Annotated in this window: 22 protein-coding genes; 18 read left to right on the forward strand and 4 right to left on the reverse strand. The window is 30.3% G+C overall.

Annotated features, from left to right (window positions below; translation table 11 throughout):
- Positions 1-32: 32 nt before the first annotated feature.
- Positions 33-2,462: an FAD-dependent oxidoreductase gene (locus tag ACTTAX_RS00210; RefSeq protein WP_440692009.1), complete on the forward strand. Its 2,430-nt coding sequence runs from the start codon at positions 33-35 to the stop codon at positions 2,460-2,462.
- Between the two features lie 8 nt (positions 2,463-2,470).
- Positions 2,471-2,992, forward strand: a complete 522-nt coding sequence (locus ACTTAX_RS00215; RefSeq protein ID WP_440692010.1) for a hypothetical protein — start codon at positions 2,471-2,473, stop codon at positions 2,990-2,992.
- A gap of 283 nt (positions 2,993-3,275) precedes the next feature.
- On the opposite strand, the gene ACTTAX_RS00220 is transcribed toward ACTTAX_RS00215, so the two are convergent.
- Genes ACTTAX_RS00220 through ACTTAX_RS00230 form a run of 3 tightly spaced genes read right to left on the reverse strand, consistent with a single transcriptional unit; the run spans position 3,276 to position 6,530 of the window.
- Positions 3,276-4,133, reverse strand: coding sequence for an NAD(P)-dependent oxidoreductase (locus tag ACTTAX_RS00220; RefSeq protein ID WP_440692011.1), 858 nt, complete (start codon positions 4,131-4,133; stop codon positions 3,276-3,278).
- Between the two features lie 13 nt (positions 4,134-4,146).
- Positions 4,147-5,049, reverse strand: coding sequence for a DMT family transporter (locus ACTTAX_RS00225; protein ID WP_440692013.1), 903 nt, complete (start codon positions 5,047-5,049; stop codon positions 4,147-4,149).
- Positions 5,025-6,530, reverse strand: coding sequence for a UxaA family hydrolase (locus ACTTAX_RS00230; RefSeq protein WP_440692015.1), 1,506 nt, complete (start codon positions 6,528-6,530; stop codon positions 5,025-5,027). Before ACTTAX_RS00230 ends, ACTTAX_RS00225 begins: the two co-directional genes overlap by 25 nt.
- A 47-nt stretch (positions 6,531-6,577) precedes the next feature.
- Here ACTTAX_RS00230 and ACTTAX_RS00235 point away from each other — a divergent pair, with 47 nt between their 5' ends.
- From ACTTAX_RS00235 to ACTTAX_RS00295, 13 genes are all read left to right on the forward strand, one after another.
- A complete protein-coding gene (locus tag ACTTAX_RS00235) occupies positions 6,578-8,362 on the forward strand; it encodes an IlvD/Edd family dehydratase (RefSeq protein ID WP_440692016.1) in 1,785 nt (594 codons plus the stop codon).
- Positions 8,363-9,331, forward strand: a complete 969-nt coding sequence (locus ACTTAX_RS00240) for a 2-hydroxyacid dehydrogenase (RefSeq protein WP_440692018.1) — start codon at positions 8,363-8,365, stop codon at positions 9,329-9,331.
- 124 nt (positions 9,332-9,455) lie between these two features.
- Positions 9,456-10,472: a TRAP transporter substrate-binding protein DctP gene (gene dctP / locus ACTTAX_RS00245; RefSeq protein ID WP_440634424.1), complete on the forward strand. Its 1,017-nt coding sequence runs from the start codon at positions 9,456-9,458 to the stop codon at positions 10,470-10,472.
- A 59-nt stretch (positions 10,473-10,531) separates the two neighbouring features.
- On the forward strand, positions 10,532-11,101 hold the full coding sequence (locus tag ACTTAX_RS00250; RefSeq protein WP_262590473.1) for a TRAP transporter small permease subunit: 570 nt from the start codon (positions 10,532-10,534) through the stop codon (positions 11,099-11,101).
- A gap of 1 nt (position 11,102) precedes the next feature.
- A complete protein-coding gene (locus ACTTAX_RS00255; RefSeq protein ID WP_075506115.1) occupies positions 11,103-12,425 on the forward strand; it encodes a TRAP transporter large permease in 1,323 nt (440 codons plus the stop codon).
- Positions 12,422-13,291 carry an NAD(P)-dependent oxidoreductase gene (locus tag ACTTAX_RS00260; RefSeq protein ID WP_440692020.1) on the forward strand — a complete coding sequence of 290 codons (870 nt, stop codon included), beginning with the start codon at positions 12,422-12,424 and terminating at the stop codon, positions 13,289-13,291. The genes ACTTAX_RS00255 and ACTTAX_RS00260 overlap by 4 nt, the downstream gene beginning before the upstream one ends.
- Complete coding sequence (locus ACTTAX_RS00265; RefSeq protein ID WP_440692021.1) at positions 13,288-14,031, forward strand: SDR family oxidoreductase; 744 nt, start codon at positions 13,288-13,290, stop codon at positions 14,029-14,031. The genes ACTTAX_RS00260 and ACTTAX_RS00265 overlap by 4 nt, the downstream gene beginning before the upstream one ends.
- A 21-nt stretch (positions 14,032-14,052) precedes the next feature.
- On the forward strand, positions 14,053-14,895 hold the full coding sequence (locus ACTTAX_RS00270) for a fumarylacetoacetate hydrolase family protein (RefSeq protein WP_440692023.1): 843 nt from the start codon (positions 14,053-14,055) through the stop codon (positions 14,893-14,895).
- Positions 14,896-14,901: 6 nt separating this feature from the next.
- Positions 14,902-16,074, forward strand: coding sequence for a mandelate racemase/muconate lactonizing enzyme family protein (locus ACTTAX_RS00275; RefSeq protein ID WP_440692025.1), 1,173 nt, complete (start codon positions 14,902-14,904; stop codon positions 16,072-16,074).
- A complete protein-coding gene (locus ACTTAX_RS00280; RefSeq protein WP_440692027.1) occupies positions 16,067-16,978 on the forward strand; it encodes an SMP-30/gluconolactonase/LRE family protein in 912 nt (303 codons plus the stop codon). Before ACTTAX_RS00275 ends, ACTTAX_RS00280 begins: the two co-directional genes overlap by 8 nt.
- Positions 16,953-19,643, forward strand: coding sequence for a phosphoenolpyruvate carboxylase (ppc, locus tag ACTTAX_RS00285; RefSeq protein ID WP_440692029.1), 2,691 nt, complete (start codon positions 16,953-16,955; stop codon positions 19,641-19,643). The genes ACTTAX_RS00280 and ppc overlap by 26 nt, the downstream gene beginning before the upstream one ends.
- Complete coding sequence (locus tag ACTTAX_RS00290) at positions 19,644-20,351, forward strand: cytochrome c biogenesis CcdA family protein (protein ID WP_440692031.1); 708 nt, start codon at positions 19,644-19,646, stop codon at positions 20,349-20,351. It begins immediately after the preceding gene.
- 8 nt (positions 20,352-20,359) lie between these two features.
- Positions 20,360-20,947, forward strand: coding sequence for an FMN-dependent NADH-azoreductase (locus tag ACTTAX_RS00295; RefSeq protein WP_075505866.1), 588 nt, complete (start codon positions 20,360-20,362; stop codon positions 20,945-20,947).
- Here ACTTAX_RS00295 and ACTTAX_RS00300 read toward each other — a convergent pair.
- Entirely contained in the window at positions 20,937-22,040 is a 1,104-nt protein-coding gene (locus ACTTAX_RS00300; protein ID WP_440692032.1) for a TauD/TfdA family dioxygenase, read from the reverse strand. The two genes, ACTTAX_RS00295 and ACTTAX_RS00300, sit on opposite strands and share 11 nt — an antisense overlap.
- Positions 22,041-22,107: 67 nt before the next feature.
- Here ACTTAX_RS00300 and ACTTAX_RS00305 point away from each other — a divergent pair, with 67 nt between their 5' ends.
- From ACTTAX_RS00305 to ACTTAX_RS00315, 3 genes are read left to right on the forward strand one after another with little or no spacing between them, the layout of a single operon-like run.
- The gene (locus ACTTAX_RS00305) at positions 22,108-22,911 is read left to right on the forward strand and encodes an inositol monophosphatase family protein (RefSeq protein WP_440656872.1); all 804 of its coding nucleotides are present in this window, start codon (positions 22,108-22,110) and stop codon (positions 22,909-22,911) included.
- Positions 22,911-23,474: a DUF924 family protein gene (locus tag ACTTAX_RS00310; protein ID WP_440692033.1), complete on the forward strand. Its 564-nt coding sequence runs from the start codon at positions 22,911-22,913 to the stop codon at positions 23,472-23,474. The genes ACTTAX_RS00305 and ACTTAX_RS00310 overlap by 1 nt, the downstream gene beginning before the upstream one ends.
- A 1-nt stretch (position 23,475) precedes the next feature.
- Complete coding sequence (locus tag ACTTAX_RS00315; RefSeq protein ID WP_440692035.1) at positions 23,476-23,817, forward strand: DUF952 domain-containing protein; 342 nt, start codon at positions 23,476-23,478, stop codon at positions 23,815-23,817.
- Positions 23,818-23,829 lie beyond the last annotated feature (12 nt).

Below are 23,829 nucleotides of genomic sequence, written 5' to 3' on the forward strand. Positions count from 1 at the left end.
ATTAATTTAAAATTTAAGTAGTTTCTTTTTTTATGGATAAAATTCAATCTCATGCAAAGCTTGTAATTGTTGGCGGTGGTATAATGGGAGTTAGTTTACTCTATCATCTTACAAAAGAAGGATGGAGTGATGTCGTATTAATTGAAAAAAGTGAACTTACTTCTGGATCAACTTGGCATGCTGCAGGTCAATGTCCTCATATGTTAACGAGTTTAAATCTTGCAAAAATTCATCTTCATTCAACTAACCTTTATAAGTCACTAGAAAAAGAAACTGAGCAACCAACAGGATTTCATGAAACAGGAAGTTTAAGGTTAGCTTATACCAAAGAGGATCTTGAGTGGTTTGATTATACTAAAGGAATTTTAGATATAGCTGGTTCTCCATGCTCAATTATATCAACAGAGGAAATTCATCAATATCATCCCTTTATAAAGTTAGATGGAATTAAAGGTGCTTTTTTAACTCCAGAAGACGGCTATACAGATCCAACTAGCACAACAAATGCAATGGCTAAAGGAGCAAGAAATGGTGGAGCCAAAATTTATAGAAAAAATAGAGTAACTGATATTGAACAATTGCCTTCCGGAGAGTGGAAAGTAATTACTGAAAAGGGTGATATTGTTTGTGAGCATGTTGTTAATGCTGCAGGAAGTTTTTGTCCAGAAGTAGCACAGATGGTTGGTTTAAAAAATGTTCCAAGTATAAATATGATCCATCAATACTTAGTTACAGAAGCACATCCTGAAATAGAAAAATTAAGTAAAGAATTACCAGTTGTAAGAGATCCAGACTCTTCTTCTTATCTAAGACAAGAGGGTAAAGGACTTTTAATTGGCCCTTATGAAAAAGATGTAGCAGCTTGGGCTTTAGATGGAATGGATTGGAAATTTGATATGGAGTTGTTAGATCCAGATCTTGATAGAATTGCAGAACACTTAGAAAAAGGAATGGATCGTATTCCACAGTTTAAAGAAGTAGGTATTAAAAGGATTATATGTGGTCCTATTACACATACGCCTGATGATAATTTTTTAGCTGGTCCTGCACCTGGACTAAAAAACTTTTGGATGTTTTGTGCAGCAAGTATTGGAATTGCTCATGGAGGGGGAGCTGGGAAATATATGGCTCAGTGGATTGTACATGGTGACTCAGAAATAAATATGATGGAATTCGAACCAAGAAGATACATGAGTTGGGTTGATAAAAATTATTCAGTTGAAAAATCAAAAGAGCAATATCGAAGAATGTATGTAACTCCAATGCCTAATGATTTTGTAGAGGTTGGAAGACCAATGAAAACAACACCAATTTACCAAAAGTTGAAAGAAAAAGGTGCTGAATATTTTGATTTATATGGATGGGAAAAACCAGCTTGGTTTAATAAAGATAATATTAAAGAAGAATTAAGTTATAAAAGAAATAATTTATTTCCTATAATTCAAAAAGAATGTCTACATGTTCACAACAATGTAGGCTTGATAGATTTATCAACTTTTTCAAAATATGAAATTACTGGAGAAGATAGTTATAATTTTTTAGAAAGACTTTGTGTTAATAGAGTTCCAAAAAAAGATGGAAGTATTGTTTTAACTCATCTTTTAAATGATATTGGAAGAATTCAAACTGAACTAACTTTAACTAAATTAAAAGATAACCATTATTACGCATTATCTGGTGCAGTATCAGAAATTAGAGATTTGGATTGGCTAAATCAGAATAAAAAAGAAAACGAAAAAGTTGAAATTAAAAATATAACTTTAGACAAAGGTGTAATTGGTATCATAGGACCAAAATCAAGAATGGTTTTGAAAAAATTAACAGATACAGATTTAGGAAATGAAAATTTCCCTTGGTTAAAAAGTAAGAAAATAAGTTTAGGTAACATTACTGTAGAAGCTTTAAGAGTAAACTATATGGGCGAACTAGGTTGGGAACTGCATCATGACTTTAAATACATGGAAAAACTATATGAGTTATTAAGTGAAGCTGGTAAGGAATTTGATATTACAGATTTTGGAGCTCATGCAATGAATTCTATGAGGATTGAGAAGGGATACAGAGGTTGGGGGTCAGAATTAACTCCAGAAATTAGCGTAGTTGAAGCAGGCTTGGAAAGATTCTTTAATATTGAAAAAAAATCTGAATTTAAAGGGTCCAAAATTGTATCGAATTTAATAAAAAATAGCCCAAAAATTAAATTAGTTTATATGGAAGTTGATGCTGTAGATGCGGATGCTCATGGAAATGAACCAATTTACTCTAATGGTAATATAGTTGGTCTTACAACATCAGGTGCTTATGGGTATAGAGTAAACAAAAGTTTAGCTTTTGGATATGTTGAAACTAAATTTGCAAAAGTTGGAAATGAGTTTTTGATTAAAATCCAAGGAAAAGATGTTAAATCAAAAGTTATTGACGAACCTGCTTTTGATTTAAATAATGATAGGCCAAAGTCTTAAAATAAACAATGCTTCCAGTATCAGTAACAGATCATATAGAGGAATACGTTTCTCAAGAGATATATGTTCAAGTTGCAATAATTAAAGGTAAAGAAAAAATTTCTACAGATTTAGCAATAAAAAAATATTTTATTAGTAATCATTTTAAAGAATTAAGTTTAGGAAAACCTTATGATCATTTTATTGATGGTTTAAGAGACAAATGTTTAGGGAAATTAAAAAATTCTCCTATGAGAAACACAGAAACAGATGATGAAACAATTATAATGTTACAAAAAAAATTAAATGAATTAAGTGAAGTTGAATTAGAGGATACTTACTGGGAAATAGAAACCGGAGAATTTTTTTCAGGTGAACAAATTAAAGAGTTAGAAAAAGATAGAGATAAATTAATTACAAAATTAAACTCAAAAGATGAAAACGAAGTTGTAAAAACAATTTTTAACTTTTGTGAAATTTATGAAAAGTTGTGTGAAAAAAAATATCCAGAGGCACCACTTCCGCTAGAAATACTAAAGTCTAAAAATTAATTTTTAAAGGGTTCGCTCTTTAGTTGATACCTAAAGAGCTCCCTTTTTATCGCCTCTTTGGCATTAAATCCAAACGGATTTTATTATTTTAAGTTTTTTTATATCTAAAGATCTTCAGCTAAGTATCAGGTGGTAGCAATTTTAACATAAACCTCCTTCATTTAAAAAGGTAATTATATCAAAATTATTTTCAATAAATTTATTTGCATTTAATGCAAATATATAACTTGAATACAACCTACTGCTTTAGTAGATTCCCGATATCTTATTTAACTTTCTTCAATTATTTTTTATTAATTAATTCACTAATAAAATTTTCTCCATAACCATCATCAACAGCTTTTTGAAAATAATTTTTATTTAGTTCAGCAACTTTTTCAGCTTCAGGAAAATCTTTTAAAAGATCCTGAATGTAAGTTAAATCTTTAACAGAGTTACTTGCGGTAAATTTAAATCCTGTGTAATCACCTTTAAGTAAATTATCAAAAATCCTAATTAATGCTGCAGAATTTCCTGAACCAAGTTTTGCAACATCATATAATTTTTCTAAATCTAAACCTAACTCTTTAGCGCTTTTAGCCATATGATTAATCAAAGCAGCATTTCCAAGAGTTAAAAAATTATTTAAAAGTTTTGATTTTGCACCCATACCTACTGGACCAAAATGAAAATAATTCTTACAAAATATATTAAAGTAAGGCTCTGCTATTTTGAAATTCTCATCTGATGCTCCAACAATACCACCTAAAACACCTTCTTCTGCTTGAACAGGTCCTCCCATTACTGGGCATTCAACGTAATTGATATTATTTGATTTAAAAATTGCCTCAGTTTCAACAGAGCCAGTTTTATTGTGAGTAGTAATATCAATTACAATTGTTTTATCATTTAAGATATTTGATAATTTTTCTGAAATAGATTTTGCAATAGGTGTATTTGTTACACACATAAATAAAGCATCTAAATTTTTAGATGCAAAATCCTCAAGAGATTTTACTTCTTCAGCTCCCTCACTTACTATCTTTTCAATAGGTTTACGATTTTTGTTAGCAATTACAAAAAGATTATTTTTATGCTTTAAAATATTTTTGGCTATTCCATAACCCATGTAGCCAACACCGATAAATCCAATATTTTTCATTATATCTCCAATTTTAAGTTTTTTTACCTTCAATTCTTATAAATAATAAACCAAATATTATTACTCCTACAACACCCACAATTTTATTTACATCAAAAGGTACACCAAAAATGAAAAAATTAAAAATTGTAGACCAAACTAATTGAGAATATTGAAAATTAGTTACAAATGATAAATTAGAAAGTTGTATAGCATATATAATTAAGGAATGACTTACAAAACCAGCTACACCAAGAATTATTAAATAAGCCCAAAAAATATTTTTTTCTAATGGCACCCAATTAAAAAATATAAAAATACTAAATATTATTGCACCTAAAATCGAAGTATAAAAAATAGCAGCAAATGGATCATTGTCACCTGATACAACTTTTGTAAAAAATTGATAAAGAGCCCAGCAAATTGGAGGAACAATTGGGAATATTAAATCTAAACTAAATATTCTCATACTTGGACCTAATGAATAAACAATTGAACCAAAACTTAGAAGCATCAGCAAAATACCCTTTGTGCTTAAGACGTCTTTTAGAAAGTATGCTGAAAGCAATGAGACTATCAAAGGAGCAGTGAAGAAAACAACATAAATATCTACCAAGTCAAATTTCTGTAAAGAATAAAACATAAATGAGGTAGCTGTGACCATTAATATTGATCTAATTATTTGGACTTTAAAATTTTTTTTTAAATTTACTTTTGGCTTAAAAATTAAAAAAAATATAATTAAAGATACCAAGTGAAAAAAAAATCTTCCCCATATTGCTTGAGTAACTGGCATTACTGTTCCAAGATACTTAGCTGTAGAGTCCATACAAACAAACATAAAGAAACCACCTGCAGCCAATAAAATGACGTTTAATAAAGATGTTTGATTTTGCACTTTAGGAAAATTTTTTACATTACAACGCCTACTTGCCAAGGATTGAACTCCTCGTCACCGTAGCCATTGATTTCACTTTTTGATTTATTTCCTGATGCAGTATTTACTACTAATTCAAATATTTTTTGACCAACTTCTTCAACTTTTTCTTTTCCTTCAGCAATTGTTCCACAGTTAATATCCATATCTTCTGACATTCTCTCAAACATTGCTGAATTAGTTGAGAGTTTTAAACTTGGAACTGGTTTACATCCAAAGCAAGATCCTCTTCCAGTTGTAAAACAAATTACATTTGCACCTGATGCAACTTGCCCTGTAACAGAAACTGGATCGTATCCAGGTGAGTCCATAAAATTGAAACCTTTATTTTTAAGAGGTTCAGCATAATTCAATACATCTTGTAAAATTGAGTTTCCACCTTTAGCAACTGCTCCTAAAGATTTTTCTAAAATAGTTGTAAGTCCACCTTTTTTATTTCCTGGTGCCGGGTTATTGTCCATAGAACTATTATTTATTGATGTGTAATGTCTCCACCATTCAATTCTCTTTATTAATTTATCTGCAGTTTGTTGTGAATTAGCTCTATTAATTAACAAATGTTCCGCTCCATAAATTTCTGGTGTTTCAGATAGAATTGAACTCCCACCTTTTTTAACTAAAAGATCCGCAGCAACTCCCAATGCAGGATTAGCTGTAATTCCCGAGTAACCATCAGATCCTCCACATTGTAAAGCTAAAGTTAAATGACTAACAGGCTGAGATGTTCTTTGAACATTATTCGCTTCAGATAAAAGATTTTTAATTTGAGATAAAACTTTATCGACAATTTTTTTCGTTCCACCTTCATCTTGGATAGTTAAGAAGTGAATTCTATTGTGTTTTTTAATAGACTCATCAAATAAACTTACTTGCGCACACTCACAACCTAAACCAATAACAAAAACATGAGAAAAATTTGGATGATTTTTAAAACCATCAATGGTTCTTTGAAAAATTTGCATTCCTTCACTTTCAGTATTCATTCCACATCCTGTTGAGTGAGTAATAGGCACAATTCCATCTATATTTGGATAATCTTTTAAAATTTCTGAATATTTTATTTTTTCAACAATCATTTTTGTAACTGTTGCAGAGCAATTAACGGTACTAACTATTCCAATATAATTTCTTGTAGCTACTTGGCCGTTATCTCTTAATATTCCATTGAAAAAAGTATCTGCTTTTTCTTCAATATTATTTGATTTATCAGTTACTTTAAAATCTCTTTTAAATTCTCTAAATTCTAAATTATGAGAGTGAACATGCTCTCCAGGTTTAATATCGTTTAACGCAAATCCAATAATTTGATCATATTTAATAATAGGATCACCTTTTTTAATCTCTTTTAAACATACTTTGTGACCAAAAGGGATTGGATCCAACGTGCTTATATCATGACCTTCAATTTTAGTTTTTTCTGGTATGATAAATTGACTTACGCCAACATTGTCATTGCCATTTAAAACTATTAGATTATTCATTAAAATATTATATAACTATTATTTCTTGCAAACCATTAATAAAATTTATGCCTAAAAAAAGAAAAAAAGCCTTTAGAAGTCAGCAGTGGTTCAACAACCCAAAAAATCCAGATATGACGGCTTTATATTTGGAAAGATATTTAAACTATGGTCTTACGAGAAAAGAATTACAATCAGGAAATCCAATTATAGGTATTGCTCAATCAGGTAGTGATCTTTCTCCATGTAACAGACATTTTATGTCTTTAACTAAAAGAATTAAAGATGGAATCAGAAGAGCTGGAGGAATTCCAATGGAATTTCCAACTCATCCTATTCAAGAAACTGGAAAAAGACCAACAGCAATGTTGGATAGAAATTTATCTTATTTATCTTTAGTGGAAGTTTTGTATGGCTATCCAATCGATGGAGTAATTTTAACTACAGGGTGTGATAAAACTACTCCTGCAGCCTTAATGGCAGCAGCCACAGTTAATATTCCTGCAATAGTTCTTTCAGGTGGTCCAATGTTGGATGGAGTTTACAAAGGAAAACTTGCCGGATCTGGTTTAGTAGTTTGGGAAGCTAGAAAGATGTTAGCTAAAGGAGAAATTAAATACGAAGAATTTATGGATATGGTTGCATCTTCTGCACCAAGTGCTGGTCATTGCAATACTATGGGAACAGCATCTTCAATGAATTCAGTTGCAGAAGCTTTAGGCATGTCTTTACCTGGAGGAGCTGTAATTCCTGCTCCTTACAGAGAAAGAGAACAGATTTCATATGAAACAGGAAAAAGAATTGTTGGAATGGTTCATGAAGATTTAACGCCATCGAAAATCATGACACGTAAAGCATTTGAAAACGCAGTAGTCGTTGCCAGTGCAATAGGTGGATCAAGTAACTGCACCACACATTTAAGTGCAATAGCTAAACACATGGGAATTAAGTTTGATTTATCTGATTGGCAAAAATTAGGACACGATATTCCTTTGCTAGTGAACTGCCAGCCAGCTGGTGAATATTTAATGGAAAGCTTTCACAGAGCAGGTGCAATACCAGCGGTTATGAAAGAATTAATTAAGAATAAAAAAATTCACACTAATATTAAGACTGTAACTGGAAAAACAGTTGGTGAAAATTTGAAAAAGAAAATTGATGTAGATAGCAAAGTAATCAAAACATTTAAAAATGCTCTAACAGAAAAAGCTGGTTTCTTAGTTATGAGAAGTAATTTCTTCTCATCTGCAATAATGAAAACATCAGTAATTAGTAAAGAATTTAGAGATCAATATCTATCAAACCCTAAACATCCGAATGCTTTTGAGTGTAAGGCAATTGTTTTTGAAGGTCCTGAAGATTACCATAAAAGACTTAATGATAAGAAATTAAAAATTGATGAGAACTCAATATTAATTGTTAGAGGATGTGGTCCAGTAGGTTACCCTGGTTCTGCAGAAGTTGTGAACATGCAACCACCTGACAGGTTGTTAAAAAAAGGTATTAGACATCTACCTACTTTAGGAGATGGAAGACAAAGTGGAACATCTGAAAGTCCTTCTATACTTCATGTATCTCCAGAGTCTGCAGTTGGAGGAGATTTAGGAATAGTCAAAACAGGTGATAAAATTAAAATTGATCTAAATAAAAGAAGAGTTGATTTACTAATTTCTCAGGCTGAGTTTAAGAAGCGAAGAAAAAATAAAAAGAAATTTAAAGCAAATAATCAAACACCTTGGCAAGAAATATTCAGAAATACAGTAGGTCAATTAGATGATGGTGCTTGTATTAATTCTAGAGGAAAATATTTAGATGTATCTCATACAAAAGGTTTACCTAGAGACTCTCATTAAATGAAACCAAAGATATTAGTTTCTAGAAAAATCTCAGATTTAGCAGAAGAAAAATTAAGTAAAGAATTTGATGTAACATTAAATCCAAAAGACGAGCCAATTCCAGAAAGTGAATTAATTAAGATAATAAATGACTATGATGGGATGATTTCTACGGGATTTGATAAAATTGGAGAAAATTTTTTTAATAATTTGAATGGTAAATTAAAAATCATTGCTCAGGTAGGAGTAGGATACGATAATATTTCTGTTAACTCTGCTTTAGAAAAAAAAATAAAAGTTACCAATACACCTAACGTGTTAAACGAAGCTGTTGCAGAGTTAACTATTCTTTTAATATTAGCTGCCTCAAGAAGAATTGGTGAAGCTTATAATTTAGTTAGAACTGATAATTGGAAAAATCAAAAACCTGACTTAACTAAATTTATGATTGGTAACTCAGTTACTGGCAAAACTTTAGGTATTATTGGTATGGGACGAATAGGAAGAATGGCCGCTAAAAGTGCAAAAGCATTTGGAATGAAAATAATTTATTATAATAGAAATAAGTTGTCTGCAGATTTAGAAGATGGTGCAAAATATTATTCAGATTTAAATTTGATGTTACCAAATTGTGATTTTGTAAGCATACACACACCAGCTACCGCAGAAACAAAATACATTCTTAATAAAGATACAATAAGCTTATTACCAAAACATGCAGTTGTAATAAACACATCAAGAGGATCAACAATTGATGACGATGCATTGATTGATGCATTAGAAAATAAAAAAATTTATGCAGCTGGCTTAGATGTTTTTAACAATGAACCAAATTTAGATAATAGATATTTAAAATTAGATAACTGTTTTGTTCTTCCTCATGTAGGTAGTGCGACACATGAAACACGTCTTGCAATGAGTATGATGGCAGTTGATAATATTTACTGTTTTTTCAATAAAAAACCCTTGATTTCAGAAGTAGTTTAGAACAATTCTATTCTCTGTGTTTATAAAATATATATAATTTCTATATATAATAACTAAACTGATTTAATTGAAATAGAAAATCATTTATGATTAACTTTCAAAAAACATAAACGAGAGGAAGATAATGTTTAAATTAATATCTAAAACTTTAGCAGCGGTGGCTATGGTTTCAGTTGCTTTATTTGGCTCTGCAAATGCAAAGACTTTAAAGATTGAAACTCACTTTACTGCTAGCTCACCAAATGGTGAAGTTGCGGCTCAGTTCGCAAAAAATGTAGAAAAGTTTTCTGGTGGAAGCTTGAAAATTGAAATGTTCTACTCATCTTCAGTAACAGGTAAATCTGCTGAGGTATTTAACTCTGCACAAACTGGAATTATCGATTGTGATATGACTGGTGCTGGTTACCAAACTGGTAAAAATGCAGCGTTCCAATTCGCAGGTGATGTAATGGGTGGATACGATAACCCATACCAACAATATGAATTCTTGAACTACCCAGGTGCTCAAGAAGCTGTTGATGCATTATACAACAAATATGGAATGACTTTAATTGGTTGGTGGATTCCAGGACATGAGTCTTTAATATCTAGCAGACCAATTCCAGATGTTGCTTCATTGAAAGACTTTAAATTTAGATCACCTCCAGGAATGGAAAGTATGATCTTTACAACTTTAGGTGCGAAACCAATCGTTATGGACTTTGGTGAAGTACCTACAGCTTTACAAACTGGTCTAATCGATGGTGCTGACTATTCATCTTTAGCAACTAACTATGCTGGTGGACACTATGAGCAAAACAAATATGCTACATATCCAGGTTTCCACTCTATGCCAGCTGACCACTTAGCTTGTAACACAAAAGTATGGAACAAGTTAAAGCCTCATGAGCAAGGAGCTATGAAAGCAGGAATAGAAATCGCTGGAAGAACTATTACTAGCTTAGTTGAGAGAAAAAACGCTGAAGCTGTAAAAGCTTTAAATGAAATGGGCGTTACTCTTCATGACTGGTCTAGAGAAGATAGACTTAAATTCAGAACAGCTGCACTTGCTGCTTGGGAAGAATGGAAGACTAAATCTCCAGAAGCTGCGGCTTTAATCGAAATACACAAAGCTTACATGAAAGCTAATGGTATTATGTAATAAATAATTTTTGAAGGGCCTGAAAAGGCCCTTCAAATAAAATCTAAAATTTTTACTCAATGATAGATAAAGAGTTACAAGAACAAAACGAAAAAGTAGCGAGTAAAGATGATTTTCCAATTAATTGGATTGATAGAGTTTCCTTATTTTTAAGTCACACAATAAAATATCTTATCCCTGTAATTGTAATTGTGATGATGTATGAAATTTTTATGCGATATGTTTTATTTAAGCCAACTTTATGGGCTAATGAGTTATGTTTGTGGCTTGCAGGTGTTTGCTATTTAGTTGGTGGAATATATGCAACAAGATTAAGAAGCCATATTAGAATAGTTTTACTTTACGACTGGGTTGGACGACCAACTCAAAGAATTTTTGACTTAATTAGTACTATAATTATTGTTCTTTTTGCTACAGCAGTAATTTATGGTGGATGGGAAGATGCACACAGATCTTTTACTACTTGGGAGAGATTTGCAACTTATTGGGATCCTCCAATTCCAGCTACAATGAAACCACTTACACTTTTATGTGTATTTCTTATAGCAGTTCAATCTGTAAATAACCTAATCATTGATTGGAGAAATCCAAAAGAGAAACAATACGACCCTTCTAAAGAATTAAAGTAAGATGGAATTTGAAATAGGAACACTCTCGATAATATTAATAGTTGGATTATTAGCACTGATATCTATTGGTGTTCCGATGGGATTTGCATCAGGTTTCATGGGTGCAGTACTAGTATTTTTATACATAGGTGAGCATGCATTAGGAATATTGCTTTCAAGGTATTATTCACTGGTTGTTACTTATTCATTTTTGTCAGTGCCTTTATTTATCTTTATGGCCTCCTTGCTCGAACGCTCGAATATTGCACGAGATCTTTATGATGCTTTAAACGCGTGGTTAAGAAAAACTAGAGGTGGAGTAGGTGTAGTTACTGCAATCATGGCAACCATCATGGCTGCAATGAGTGGAATTATTGGAGGAGAAATAGTTTTATTAGGATTAATTGCATTACCACAAATGTTAAGACTTAAATATGATCAAGACATGTCTATTGGTATTATTTGTGCATCTGGATCTTTAGGAACAATGATACCTCCATCAATTGTTTTAATTATTTATGGATTAACAACAGAGACTTCTATTACGATGTTATTCCAAGAAGCAATTGTTCCGGGTTTAATGATCTCAGGTTTAATTATTACATACATTCTTATTAGAACAAGATTACAGCCTCATTTAGCTCCATTAAGTGATGAGCCGGCTTTAACTTTAAAAGAAAAAATGTCTTACCTACCAGGTCTACTTCCTCCAATTGGAATTGTAATTATTGTATTAGGTTCAATTTATTCTGGAATGACTGGTATCACTGAAGCTGCAGGAATGGGTGTTGTTGCTACTTTAATAATTATTTTTGCAAGAAAAGAGCTTACATGGTTTTTATTTAAGGATGCATTAACAAGAACTTTCAAAGCATCTGGAACAATTTTGACAATTACTTTTGGTGCAACAGTTTTAGCAGGAGCTTATTCTCTTGCTGGTGGACCGAAATATGTTGCAGAAACAATTTTAGCGTATGATTTGAAACCAATGTATTTAATTTTCATGATGCAGATTATGTTCTTAATCATGGGAGCATTTATGGACTGGGTTGGAATTGTATTATTAGCAATGCCAGTATTTTTACCAATTGTAATTGCACTTGGTTTTGATCCTATTTGGTTTGGAATATTATTCTGTGTAAATATGCAGGTTTCATTTTTAAGTCCACCATTTGGGCCCGCCGCTTTCTATTTAAAATCGGTTGCTCCTCCACACATATCTTTAACAGATATCTTTAGAGGTTTTGCTCCATTTATAGTAATTCAGTTAATTGTATTAGCATGTGTTATGTTCTTCCCTGAAGCAATGACACAAAATTTCCACGAGTTTAAACCAAAACCATGATAACAATTGGATTTATTGGAACAGGCCTAATGGGCCTTCCAATGGCTAAAAATATATTAAAATCTGGATTTAAATTAAAAGCCTTTAATAGATCAATAGAAAAAGCAGAACCACTAAAAGAGTTTGGTGCAGAAATTTCAAAAACAATAAGCGATGTAGTTAAGGATAGTGATTTTGTCATTACCATGTTAACTGATGATAGTGCTGTAGATGCAATAACTTCTAGTTCAGATTTTTTAGACAACTTAAAATCAGGATCAACAGTTATAGATATGAGCTCAGTAAAACCCACGACAGCAGCAAAACATGGAATTAATTTAAAATCAAAAAATGTAAATTATTTAGATGCACCAGTTTCAGGAGGAACAATCGGAGCAGAAGAAGCTTCACTAGCTATCATGGTTGGCGGTGAACAAAGTATTTTTGATAAATCTGAAAAAATTTTAAAAGCAATGGGAAACCCAACATTAGTTGGACCTATTGGAAGTGGACAGGTATCAAAACTAGCAAATCAAATTGTTGTTGGAGTTACAATAGGAGCTGTTGCAGAAGCCATAACGTTGTGTGAAAAGGCTGGAGCAGATCCAAATAAATTAATCAAAGCTCTTTCTGGTGGATGGGCAGATAGTAAAATACTTCAAACACACGGAAAAAGAATGATAGATAAAGATTTCAGTCCAAAAGGCAAAACTTCAACTCATTTAAAAGATATGAATAATATTTTGGAATGCGCAAATTCTTATAATACTCATTTACCTATTTCAAATTTAGTTAAAGAAATGTATAAGACTTTAGTTGATAATGGTCATGGCAACACTGATCACAGTTCACTTTATAACGAGATTGAAAGGATAAATAAAAAATGAGCGGAAGACTTAAAGGCAAACAAATTGTTGTAACAGCAGCAGGACAAGGAATTGGAAAAGCAACAGCAATTGCATTTCATAAAGAAGGAGCTCATGTAACGGCTACAGATTTAAACGATAAAACTTTAGCAGAATTAAATAAAGAATATCCAGATATTAAAGTTACCAAATTAGACTCAACTGATAACAACGCTATCTTAGAATTTACTAAAACACTTGATAAAGTAGATGTGTTATTTAATGCAGTTGGATTTGTTCACCATGGATCAATTCTTGAATGTGATGAAAAAGATTGGGATTTCTCATCAAATGTAAATGTGAAATCAATGTATTTTATGTGTAAAGCTATTTTACCTTTGATGGTCAAACAAAATGGTGGAAGTATTATTAATATATCTTCATGTGCATCTAGTTTTAAAGGTTTTCCAAATAGATTTGTTTATGGAACAACAAAGGGTGCGGTGATTGGTTTAACAAAGGCGATTGCAGCAGATTTCGTTAAACAAAATATTAGATGTAATTCAATTGCGCCAGGCACAGTTTATTCACCTTCTTGGCAAGATAGGGTAAATCAAAGTCCAGATCCTGTTCAAGCAAAAAAAGATTTTATAGCAAGACAACCTATGGGAAGATTAGGTACAGCAGAAGAAATAGCAGCTGTAGCTGTTTATTTAGCTAGCGATGATTCAACATTTACAACAGGAAGTACAATTCATGTTGATGGTGGAATTTCAATATAATTAGATAACAAAAGGATAAATATGAAATTATTAAGAATAGGTCAAAAAGGACAAGAAAAACCAGCAGCTTTAGACAAAGATGGTAAAATTAGAGATATAAGTTCACACATTTCAGACTTAAATCCTGATCATTTAAATTTTGAAACTATCTCAAAATTACAAAGTGCTGATTTAGCAAGTCTTCCAGAGGTATCTTCAAGTGAAAGAATTGGTTCATGTATTACAAAACCAGGAAAATTTATTGCAATTGGTTTAAACTTTTCAGATCACGCTGCTGAAACAGGAGCAGAAGTTCCATCTGAGCCAATTACTTTTATGAAAGCAACAAGTTGTATCAATGGTCCTAACGATGATATCGAAATTGTGTCTGGTTCAAAAAAATTAGACTGGGAAGTAGAATTAGGAATTGTAATTGGAAAACATACAAAACATATTTCAGAAGCTCAGTCACAAGATCACATCTTAGGATATTGTTTAGTAAACGATATTAGTGAAAGAGAATGGCAAATAGAAAAAATGGGTCAATGGGTTAAAGGAAAATCTCATGACACGTATGGACCAATCGGACCTTATTTAGTAACTAAAGATGAAATTGCTGACATTAATAATTTAAAAATGAGTTTAGATGTTAATGGTCAAAGAATGCAAACTGGAAACACTAATACTATGATCTTTAATGTTAACGTTATTGTATCTTACTTAAGTAAATTCATGTCATTACAGCCAGGAGATATAATTACAACTGGTACACCTCCAGGAGTTGGTATGGGAATGAAACCACAACAATTCTTAAAAGCTGGTGATACAATGAGGTTATCAATTGAAAATTTAGGAGAGCAAAACTCTAAAGTAGTTGCTTTATAATTTTTTGTGAAAATAACTTCTATTAAAAGTCATGTACTTAAATATGAGTTAGAGAAAGAACTAGGTTATTCACAACAATATTATAAACACAGAACAGCTCATTTGGTCGAAGTACAAACTGACGAAGGTATTACCGGATGGGGCGAATGTTTTGGTCCAGGTAATATTGCTTTAGCTAACAAGTTCATTGTTGAAAAGGTAATTCAGCCTTTAATAATAGGTGAAAACCCTTTGAATAAAGAACATATTTGGCAAAAAGTTTACAATCTTTTAAGAGATAGTGGTCAAAAAGGAATGCCAATACAAGCTTTGTCAGGAGTAGACATAGCTCTATGGGATATCTTAGGAAAAAAAACAAACTCTCCTCTTTATCAACTTGTTGGTGGAAAATGTAATAGTGAAGTTCCTGTGTATGGATATGGAATGATGTTACAAAAAAAATCAGTTGATGAACTAATTCCATTGTTTGAAGAAGAAGCTAAACAGATTAAATCAAAAAACTTTAAAGCTATGAAAATGAAGGTTGGATTAGGTCCAAAAGAGGATTTAAAGTTAGTTCAAGCAGTTAGGAATTCTATAGGTAAAGATTTTAAATTAATGGTGGATGCTAACCATGCTTATAATCTGAAAGATGCTCTTTATGTTGGAAAAGGACTTGATGAAATAGATGTTTATTGGTTTGAAGAACCTGTTGCTCCTGAAGATTACAACGGTTACCGAGAATTAAAAAAAAATATATCAACCAGTGTTGCTGGAGGTGAAGCAGAATTTACAAAGTATGGATGGAATAAATTAATTACCAATAATTGTATTGATATAGCTCAACCAGAAGTATGTGGATTAGGAGGTATTACAGAATATTTGAAAGTTGCAGCCTTGGCGCAGGCTAACTTTGTTCCTGTAATTAATCATGTTTGGGGATCTGCTGTAAGTATAGCTGTAAATCTTCATTTATTGACTGCGCAACCAGATATGCCAGGGGGACTATTCCCAACAAAATCTATGCTCGAATTTGATACAACAGAGAAAAATATCTTTATTACAGATCTACCAAAAGAAAATTTTTCAATTTTAGATCAAGTTAAAAACAATAATGGATTTGCATCAGTCACAGACAATGTAGGTATTGGTATAAATCCTAATGAGGACTTTATTAAGGAGTTTGAAGTAAATGAATAAAATTAAAACTACAGAGCCAAAACCTATTTGGAAAATAAGATGTACTTTAGGTGAGGGAACACTTTGGGTTAAAGAACACAACTCAATTTATTTTGTTGATATAAAGAAAAAGAAAATTTGTTCTTTAAATATTAAAAATAAAAAAAAGAAAATATTTAAAGTAAATAAAGAAGTAGGTTTCATTGCTCATGTAAGAGATCATATATTTATTTTAGGATTGCAGGGTGAAATAAGAATTCAAAATTTAAAATCAAAAAAAGTTTTAAAATCGATACCTATAGAACCTAAATTAAAATTGAATAGAATAAACGATGGTAAAACAGATCCTGCTGGAAATCTTTGGTTTGGAACTATGGATAATTTAGAGAGAAAAATTGAAAAAGGATCTTTGTATAAATTAGATAAAAATCTTAAATTAACTAGAGTTGATAAAAATTATAGAATTACAAATGGCCCAGCATTTATTGATCAATATAATTTTTACCACACTGATAGTCCTAAAAAAACTATCTATAAAATTAAGATAAATAAAAATAATAAAATAATTAGTAAAAAAATATTTAAAAAGTTAACTTCTGAAGAAGGAGTTCCAGATGGAATGACTGTAGATAAAAATAAAAATTTATGGGTTGCCCATTTTCGTGGGGCATGTGTCTCAGTATTTAATAGTAGAGCAAAATTAATTCACAGAATTAAGTTTCCAGCCAAAAATATTACTAATTGTGCGTTTGGTGGTAAGAATAATCAAGAACTGTACGTTTCAACAGCTACAAAAGGAATGGACAAGGCTGATTTGCGAAAATTTAGATATTCAGGATTCTTTTTTGGTGTAAAAACAAACACAAAAGGAGTTTTACAAAAAAAATTTATTTTAAGTAATGAAGCAGAGAGATCTTTACTATGAACGAATACCTACTAAGCTTTTAAGAGAAGATATAAGGTTATTAGGAACTTTTCTTGGAAGAGTAATCAAAGATCAAGAAGGCACAAAATTTTTCAATATTGTTGAGCGATTAAGATTATTATCTAAAAACACCTTATTAGATAAAAATAAAAGTAAAGTATTTTCTAAAATTTCAAAAGACATAAGAAAGCTTTCACCTGAAATAACTTTTAAGGTCACAAGAGCTTTTTCACATATTCTAAATTTAATGAATTTAGCTGAATCGTTAGATGCTTCTAGAAAACTTAATGAATACGATAATCCATATTTTAAGAACAAAAAACAAAATCTATTTATTGAGGATATAATCAACAATCTATTTAAAAATAGAAAAATCTCTGACAAAAAAATTTATGATCAGGCAACAAAACTTGATATTGGAATAGTTCTCACCGCACATCCAACAGAAGTTAAGAGAAGAACACTAATTCAAAAATACGCAAATTTAACTACCTTGATGGAACAACGTCATCTTTATAAAAAATACCCCGCAAAGATTATTGAAATAGATCGAAAATTATATTCGGAGATAGCCATTATTTGGAAAACTGATGAATTAAAAAGAACCAAACCATCACCACTTGATGAAGCTAGATGGGGTTTGGCTGTAATAGAGGATAGTTTATGGGACACAATTCCAAGAGTTTATAAAAGGTTGAATGATATTTTTAGGAAAAATTTAAATAAAGATCTTCCTAGAAATTTTAATCCTATTCAATTTGGTTCCTGGATGGGTGGTGATAGAGATGGAAATCCAAATGTTACATCTGAAGTAACAAAAAAAGTGATTTTATTTTCAAGATGGCAAGCTGCAAAGTTATACGAAAGAGAACTTACAAAATTAATTCAAGATTTATCAATGGAAGAATGTTCTAATAAAATTAAAAAAGTTTCTGGAAATAGTTTTGAACCTTATAGAGTTTATTTAAGACCTTTAAGAGACAAAGTAAGAAGAACACATCAGTTAATTGAAGCACATATAAATTATAATAAACCATTAGATGAAAATAAATTACTAAAAGATAAGTATGAAATTATAAATCCATTAAGAGAAGTTAGAGCTTCCTTAAACATATACAAAGGTCAACATATAGCAAATGCGGATTTGTTGGATTTGATTAGAAGAGTTAGATGTTTTGGAATAAATTTAGCAAGATTAGATATTAGACAAGAGTCAGATAGACATGAAAAACTTTTAAATGAAATATTTAAAAAGAAAAATAAAATAAATTATTCACAATTACCTGAAGAAAAGAAAATTAAATTACTTAATAAATCAATAAAACAAAAAAAATCTTTTGTTAATAAAATTAATTTAAGAGACAAAGAGAATTTAGAAGTTTGGAAAACATTTAAACAAATATCTAAAGAGCCAGAGCAATGTATGGGTGCTTATGTAATTTCAATGACTTCAAAAGCATCTGATATTTTATCTGTTTATTTATTGCAATTGCAAGCTGAAACAAAGAATTTGTTAAGAGTAGTACCACTATTTGAAACTTTAGATGATTTAAAGAATGCAAAAGGTGTTATGGAAAATTTATTTAAACTTCCTTGGTACAGAAAAATGATTAATTCAAAACAAGAAGTAATGATTGGATATTCAGACTCTAGTAAAGATGCAGGAAAACTATCTGCAAGTTGGCACCAATATAAGCTTCAAGAGGAGCTAAGAAATTTAGCTAAAAAATATAAAATAGATCTTGTATTTTTCCATGGAAGAGGAGGATCTCCAGGAAGAGGAGGAGGGCCAATTCAGGCAACTCTTAAATCTCAACCATCTGGAACAGTAAATGGTAAAATTAGAATTACTGATCAAGGAGAGGTGATACAACAAAAATATGGATATAAACCTTTAGCTGAATACAACCTATGTAGTTATATCGGTGCAGTGATGGAGGCTACTTTAAATCCACCTCCTAGATCTAAACCAAATTGGCGAGAGCTTATTCAAAAAATGTCTGAGATTTCTACATCTGCTTACCGAAAGTATTTAAATCAAAGCGAAGATTTTATTAGATATTTTAAAACTGTTACTCCGCATAAATCTCTTGGAAAACTCGCAATTGGTTCAAGACCTACTAAGAGAAAAAATGTTGATAATATAAAAAGTTTAAGAGCTATTCCTTGGGTATTTGCTTGGACGCAAATTAGATTAATGCTTCCCGCATGGCTTGGTACAACTGAGGCTTTGAGATATGGATCAATTAAAAAGTATAAAAAAACTATGACAGACATGGAAAAGAACTGGCCTTATTTCGTATCAACAATGGATATTTTAGATATGGTGATTTCAAAGGTTGATCCTGAAATATCAGTGATTTATGAAAATAATTTAGCTGATGAATCTTTGATAAGAATTGGAAAAAGATTGAGGTTTCAATTTGATGCATTGGTCAAATTGCACAATAAAATTACTCCAAAAGAAGTTATAAAAGAAAGAAAAGAGTTTAGAAAAGCTTTATTTATCAGAAATAACTACACTGAGATGCTAAACATTCTTCAGGCAAATATAATGAATAAATTAACAAACAAAAAATATAAAAATTTAGATAAGAAATATTTAGACGATGCTTTAATGACATCTATCGCAGGAATTTCTGCGGCAATGAAAAATACTGGATAGATGATTGAATATTTAATTGCTTTTGGGGCAGGGTTAATAAGTTTTTTATCTCCATGTGTTTTACCTTTGATCCCTGGATACATTTCTTATATCTCAGGTCAGTCACTACAAGAAATTTTAAATAAAAAACAAACAAATATTTTCCCATTGATTTTATTTTGTCTAGGGTTTTCAACTGTATTTGTTATCTTAGGAGCATCTGCATCTTTTTTAGGACGAACACTCTTACAAAATTCAGAAATATTAAGAATTTTAGCTGGAATTATAATTGTAATTTTTTCTCTTCAATTAATTGGAATTATCAATATTTCGTATTTAAACTTTGAAAAAAGATTTGATGCAAAAGAATCAAGAAATATTCTTTTTCCATATGTAATTGGTGTTGCTTTTGGTTTCGGTTGGACACCATGTATTGGTCCAATTTTAGGATCAATTTTAGCTTTAGCATCTATCGAAGAAACATTATCAAAAGCAGTTATAATGTTAATTTTTTATTCTTTAGGTTTGGCTATACCATTTGTTTTATCAGGATATTTAATTCAAAGATTTTTATTATTTTCTAAAAACTTTAAGAGGAATATTAATTTAATATCAAAAATAGGTGGAATAACTTTATTAATAACTGGAATTTTGATTTTAACTAATCAATTGCAAGCAGTTGGTTTTTATATAATTAAAATCTTTCCTTTTATGCAAAATTTTGGTTAGTGTGTTTTATGAAAATTTATCAAATAGATTCAAGTGCTAGAAAAAAAGGCTCAACATCGAGAGCGTTAGCAAAAAAACTTTTGGAAAAAATCAAAAAACCAGAGGATGAAGTAATTTATAGAGATTTAGATGATGAAATGCTTTTTGTAAGTGGTTTAACAGAATCTGGAATGAAAATTGATGAGAAGGATCAAACTGAAGAACATAAGAAAATGTTTGAACTTTCTGACAAGCTAGTAAAAGAATTAAAAGAGAGTGATATTATTATAATTTCAGCTCCAATATATAATTACGGACCACCCGCAACTCTTAAAGCTTGGTCAGATTTAGCTGCAAGAATAGGAGAAACCTTTAAATTTAAACCTAATGGTAGAAGAGAAGGGTTATTAAAAAACAAAAAAGCATATCTTGTAATTACTTCTGGTGGAACAAAGCTTAATAGTTCAGAAGATTTTTTAACGCCTTGGTTAAAATTTATTTTAAACTTTTTTGGAATTGAAAAAGTTGAAGTTATAAGCGCTGATCAAATGGCTTTAGATTATGAAAAATCTATTAGAGATGCTGAAGCTCAAATAGAAAATATTTCTATAGATTAAACTTTCTTTTTAAGTGTCTTAATTTTCCTTCGGTACTATCGTAATCTATATAGCAACCTTGTAAAAATCTTTCTCCTTCATTAGCATCATAAACTGTTCGTCCATGAAGTAACCTATGATTATCCATCATCATTAAATCTTTTGTAGCAAGTTTAAATTCTATTCTATATTTATCTGAATTGTACATTTCAGACAGTTTTTTTCTTGCTTGATAGTATAAATCTAATTCTTCTTTATCTAAGATTGGAACAAAATCTAATCTTGGACTAAATCTTACTTGTTTAAAATTTTTATACTCATCTAGTTCAATTAAAGGACATAAAGATTCTAAAATTACTTCTTTATCAATAAATTTAAATCTTACTTTTACTTCTGTTAAGATTTTATAATAATCAGGATAAGTTTTCTTTAAATCTTCAGTAACAGTATATCCATCAACCAATGTAGAATATCCTCCTGAAACTTTACTCTCGATACAATGTAAAAGTTGGATACATGGAACAGGGTTTCGATATGGATTATCTGTGTGTGGTGCAAGAGCTAAAGAAGTATATGCAAGATCATTAGGATCAGGTTTTGATTTAACATCAAAATATTCTCCAAAGTTAGTTCTTCTTACACTGCCAATTGAGTTTGCAAATTCAACGATATAATTTTTAGTTGTTGGTATATTTTTAATTATAACAAATCCAAACTTATAGAAAGAAACGAGCAAGTCATGCATTTCTTTACTTTCATAAAAATTATCTTCGTATTCAAAATTTTTGATATTACTTAAACTAGAGTCCCATTTAGTTTTTTTTATAGATTTTATAACTGTATCTTCTTTTGAAAATTCTAAAGCAATTTTATTGAGATTAAGCTTAGAACTAATTCCATCATTAAAGTTAACTTCTAAAAATTCCTCATGAATTGAGGCTTTATTAATGATTATATCATTACTTAAACTAGTTGGGTCAAAAAGTCTTTGTTGAGTTCCTTTATCAACAAATTCTTCACCATCCACTCTTTCTCTTAACCAAAAAGGATGTATTTCTTTTTTTTCAGTACCATTATTGAAGTAAACTTTATTTTCGTGAAGCTCAATTTTCATAAATAATACTTGAGCATTATTTAAAATTTAACTTTAATCAATATAAATTAAATAGTATGAGTTCTTTGTGAATAATTTTGATACAAAAAAATATCCAGTATTTTCAAGATTTTTAAACCAGTTAGCAAAAGATCTAACAAAATTTTATTATGCTAAGTTGGATAAGCCATTCAAGATAACCAATAAGATGAAAGGTAAAGGTTACGATCCAGTAACTACATCCGACAAAGCTTTTGAAAAGTTTATAAGGTCTAAAATTTCTAAAAGATTTCCAGATCATCAAATTATAGGTGAGGAGTACGGTCACAAAAATACTAAAAGTGAATTTTCATGGGTAATAGACCCAATTGATGGAACTAGATCGTATGTTGTTGGTAATCCTAGTTGGAGTAATTTGATTTCATTAAATTATAATGGAGAGCCAATTTTAGGATTAGCAAATTTCCCTAAAATGAAAAAATATTACTTAAATGTAAATAAAAACACCGCATACGTTTTTGAAAATAATAAAAAAAGAAAACTAAAAGTTAATTCTAAATTAAATTTTGCAAATTCGAAATTAGCTGCAGCTTTCCATAATCAATTGCCTTTAAAAAAACAGATGAAAATAAAAAAATTTATAGACCGTATGCAATTTCCTTGCTTTGATGCACTTACATATTGTCAGTTAGCAGAAGGTAGGATCGAAATAGTTTTTCAATGTGCAAATAAAATTTGGGATATTCATCCCTTAATTCCAATTATGAGAGCAGCAGGTGCAATTGTTACAACTTGGGAAAATAAAAATCCTGTAATAGGAGGAAATATTATTGTTTCCAACAATAAAATAAACCATCAAAAAGTTTTAAAATTGTTAAAGCCAGCTATTTAATGATACCAGAAAGAGCTCAAGTAATCCTAGATTTTTGGTTTAAAGAAACTCCTTTTGAAATGAGATTTAAGAAGGACGATAAATTTGATCAAAAGATAAAAGATAATTTTTTAAAAGATTATGAACTTGCTTGTCAAAATGAATATGATGATTGGCAGGATAATCCTATGAGCTGTTTAGCTTTGATAATTCTGTTTGATCAATTTTCAAGAAATATGTTTAGAGATGATAAAAAAGCATTTGCTCAAGATCAAAAAACTAGATTAATAGTAAATGATGCAGTGTATTCTGGATATTTAGAAGCTATGAATGTTGATCAAAGATTTTTTATGCTTTTACCTTTAATTCATAGTGAAGAAATTAGTGATCATGAAATGGCTTATTACTTATTAAATAAATATTTAAGAGAACATGAAGGATACAATAAGATTAAAAAATTTTGGCAAGACCACACCAAAGCAATTAGACAGTTTCATAGATATCCACATAGAAATGAAATTTTAGGAAGAGAGTCTACTGAAGAAGAACTGGAATTTTTAAAAGGACCGAACTCTTCCTGGTAAAATGAATTTAGAATTTATTTTTAAAGTAATAGATAAAGAAGAATGGCAAAAAGCTAAGCAATCTGGAACTTATGGTGGATCTGAAAAAGATATAAAAGATGGCTATATTCATTTCTCAGAGGAAGATCAGGTCGAGGAAACCTTAAAAAAACATTTCCCAAATAAAGAAAACCTAGTTTTATTAAAAGTAAATGCTTTTAAACTTGAACACTTACTTTGGGAACAAGCTTCAAATGGTGATATGTATCCACATTTATATTCTCCATTAGATACAAATACTGTTGTAGATGAGTTTGAATTAACTTTGGATGAAAAAGGTCATCATAAAATTCCAAAATTTTAAATTAACAAAAAT

Source organism: Candidatus Pelagibacter sp. HIMB1695 (assembly GCF_052047655.1).
In the GTDB taxonomy this organism is placed as follows: Bacteria; Pseudomonadota; Alphaproteobacteria; order Pelagibacterales; family Pelagibacteraceae; genus Pelagibacter.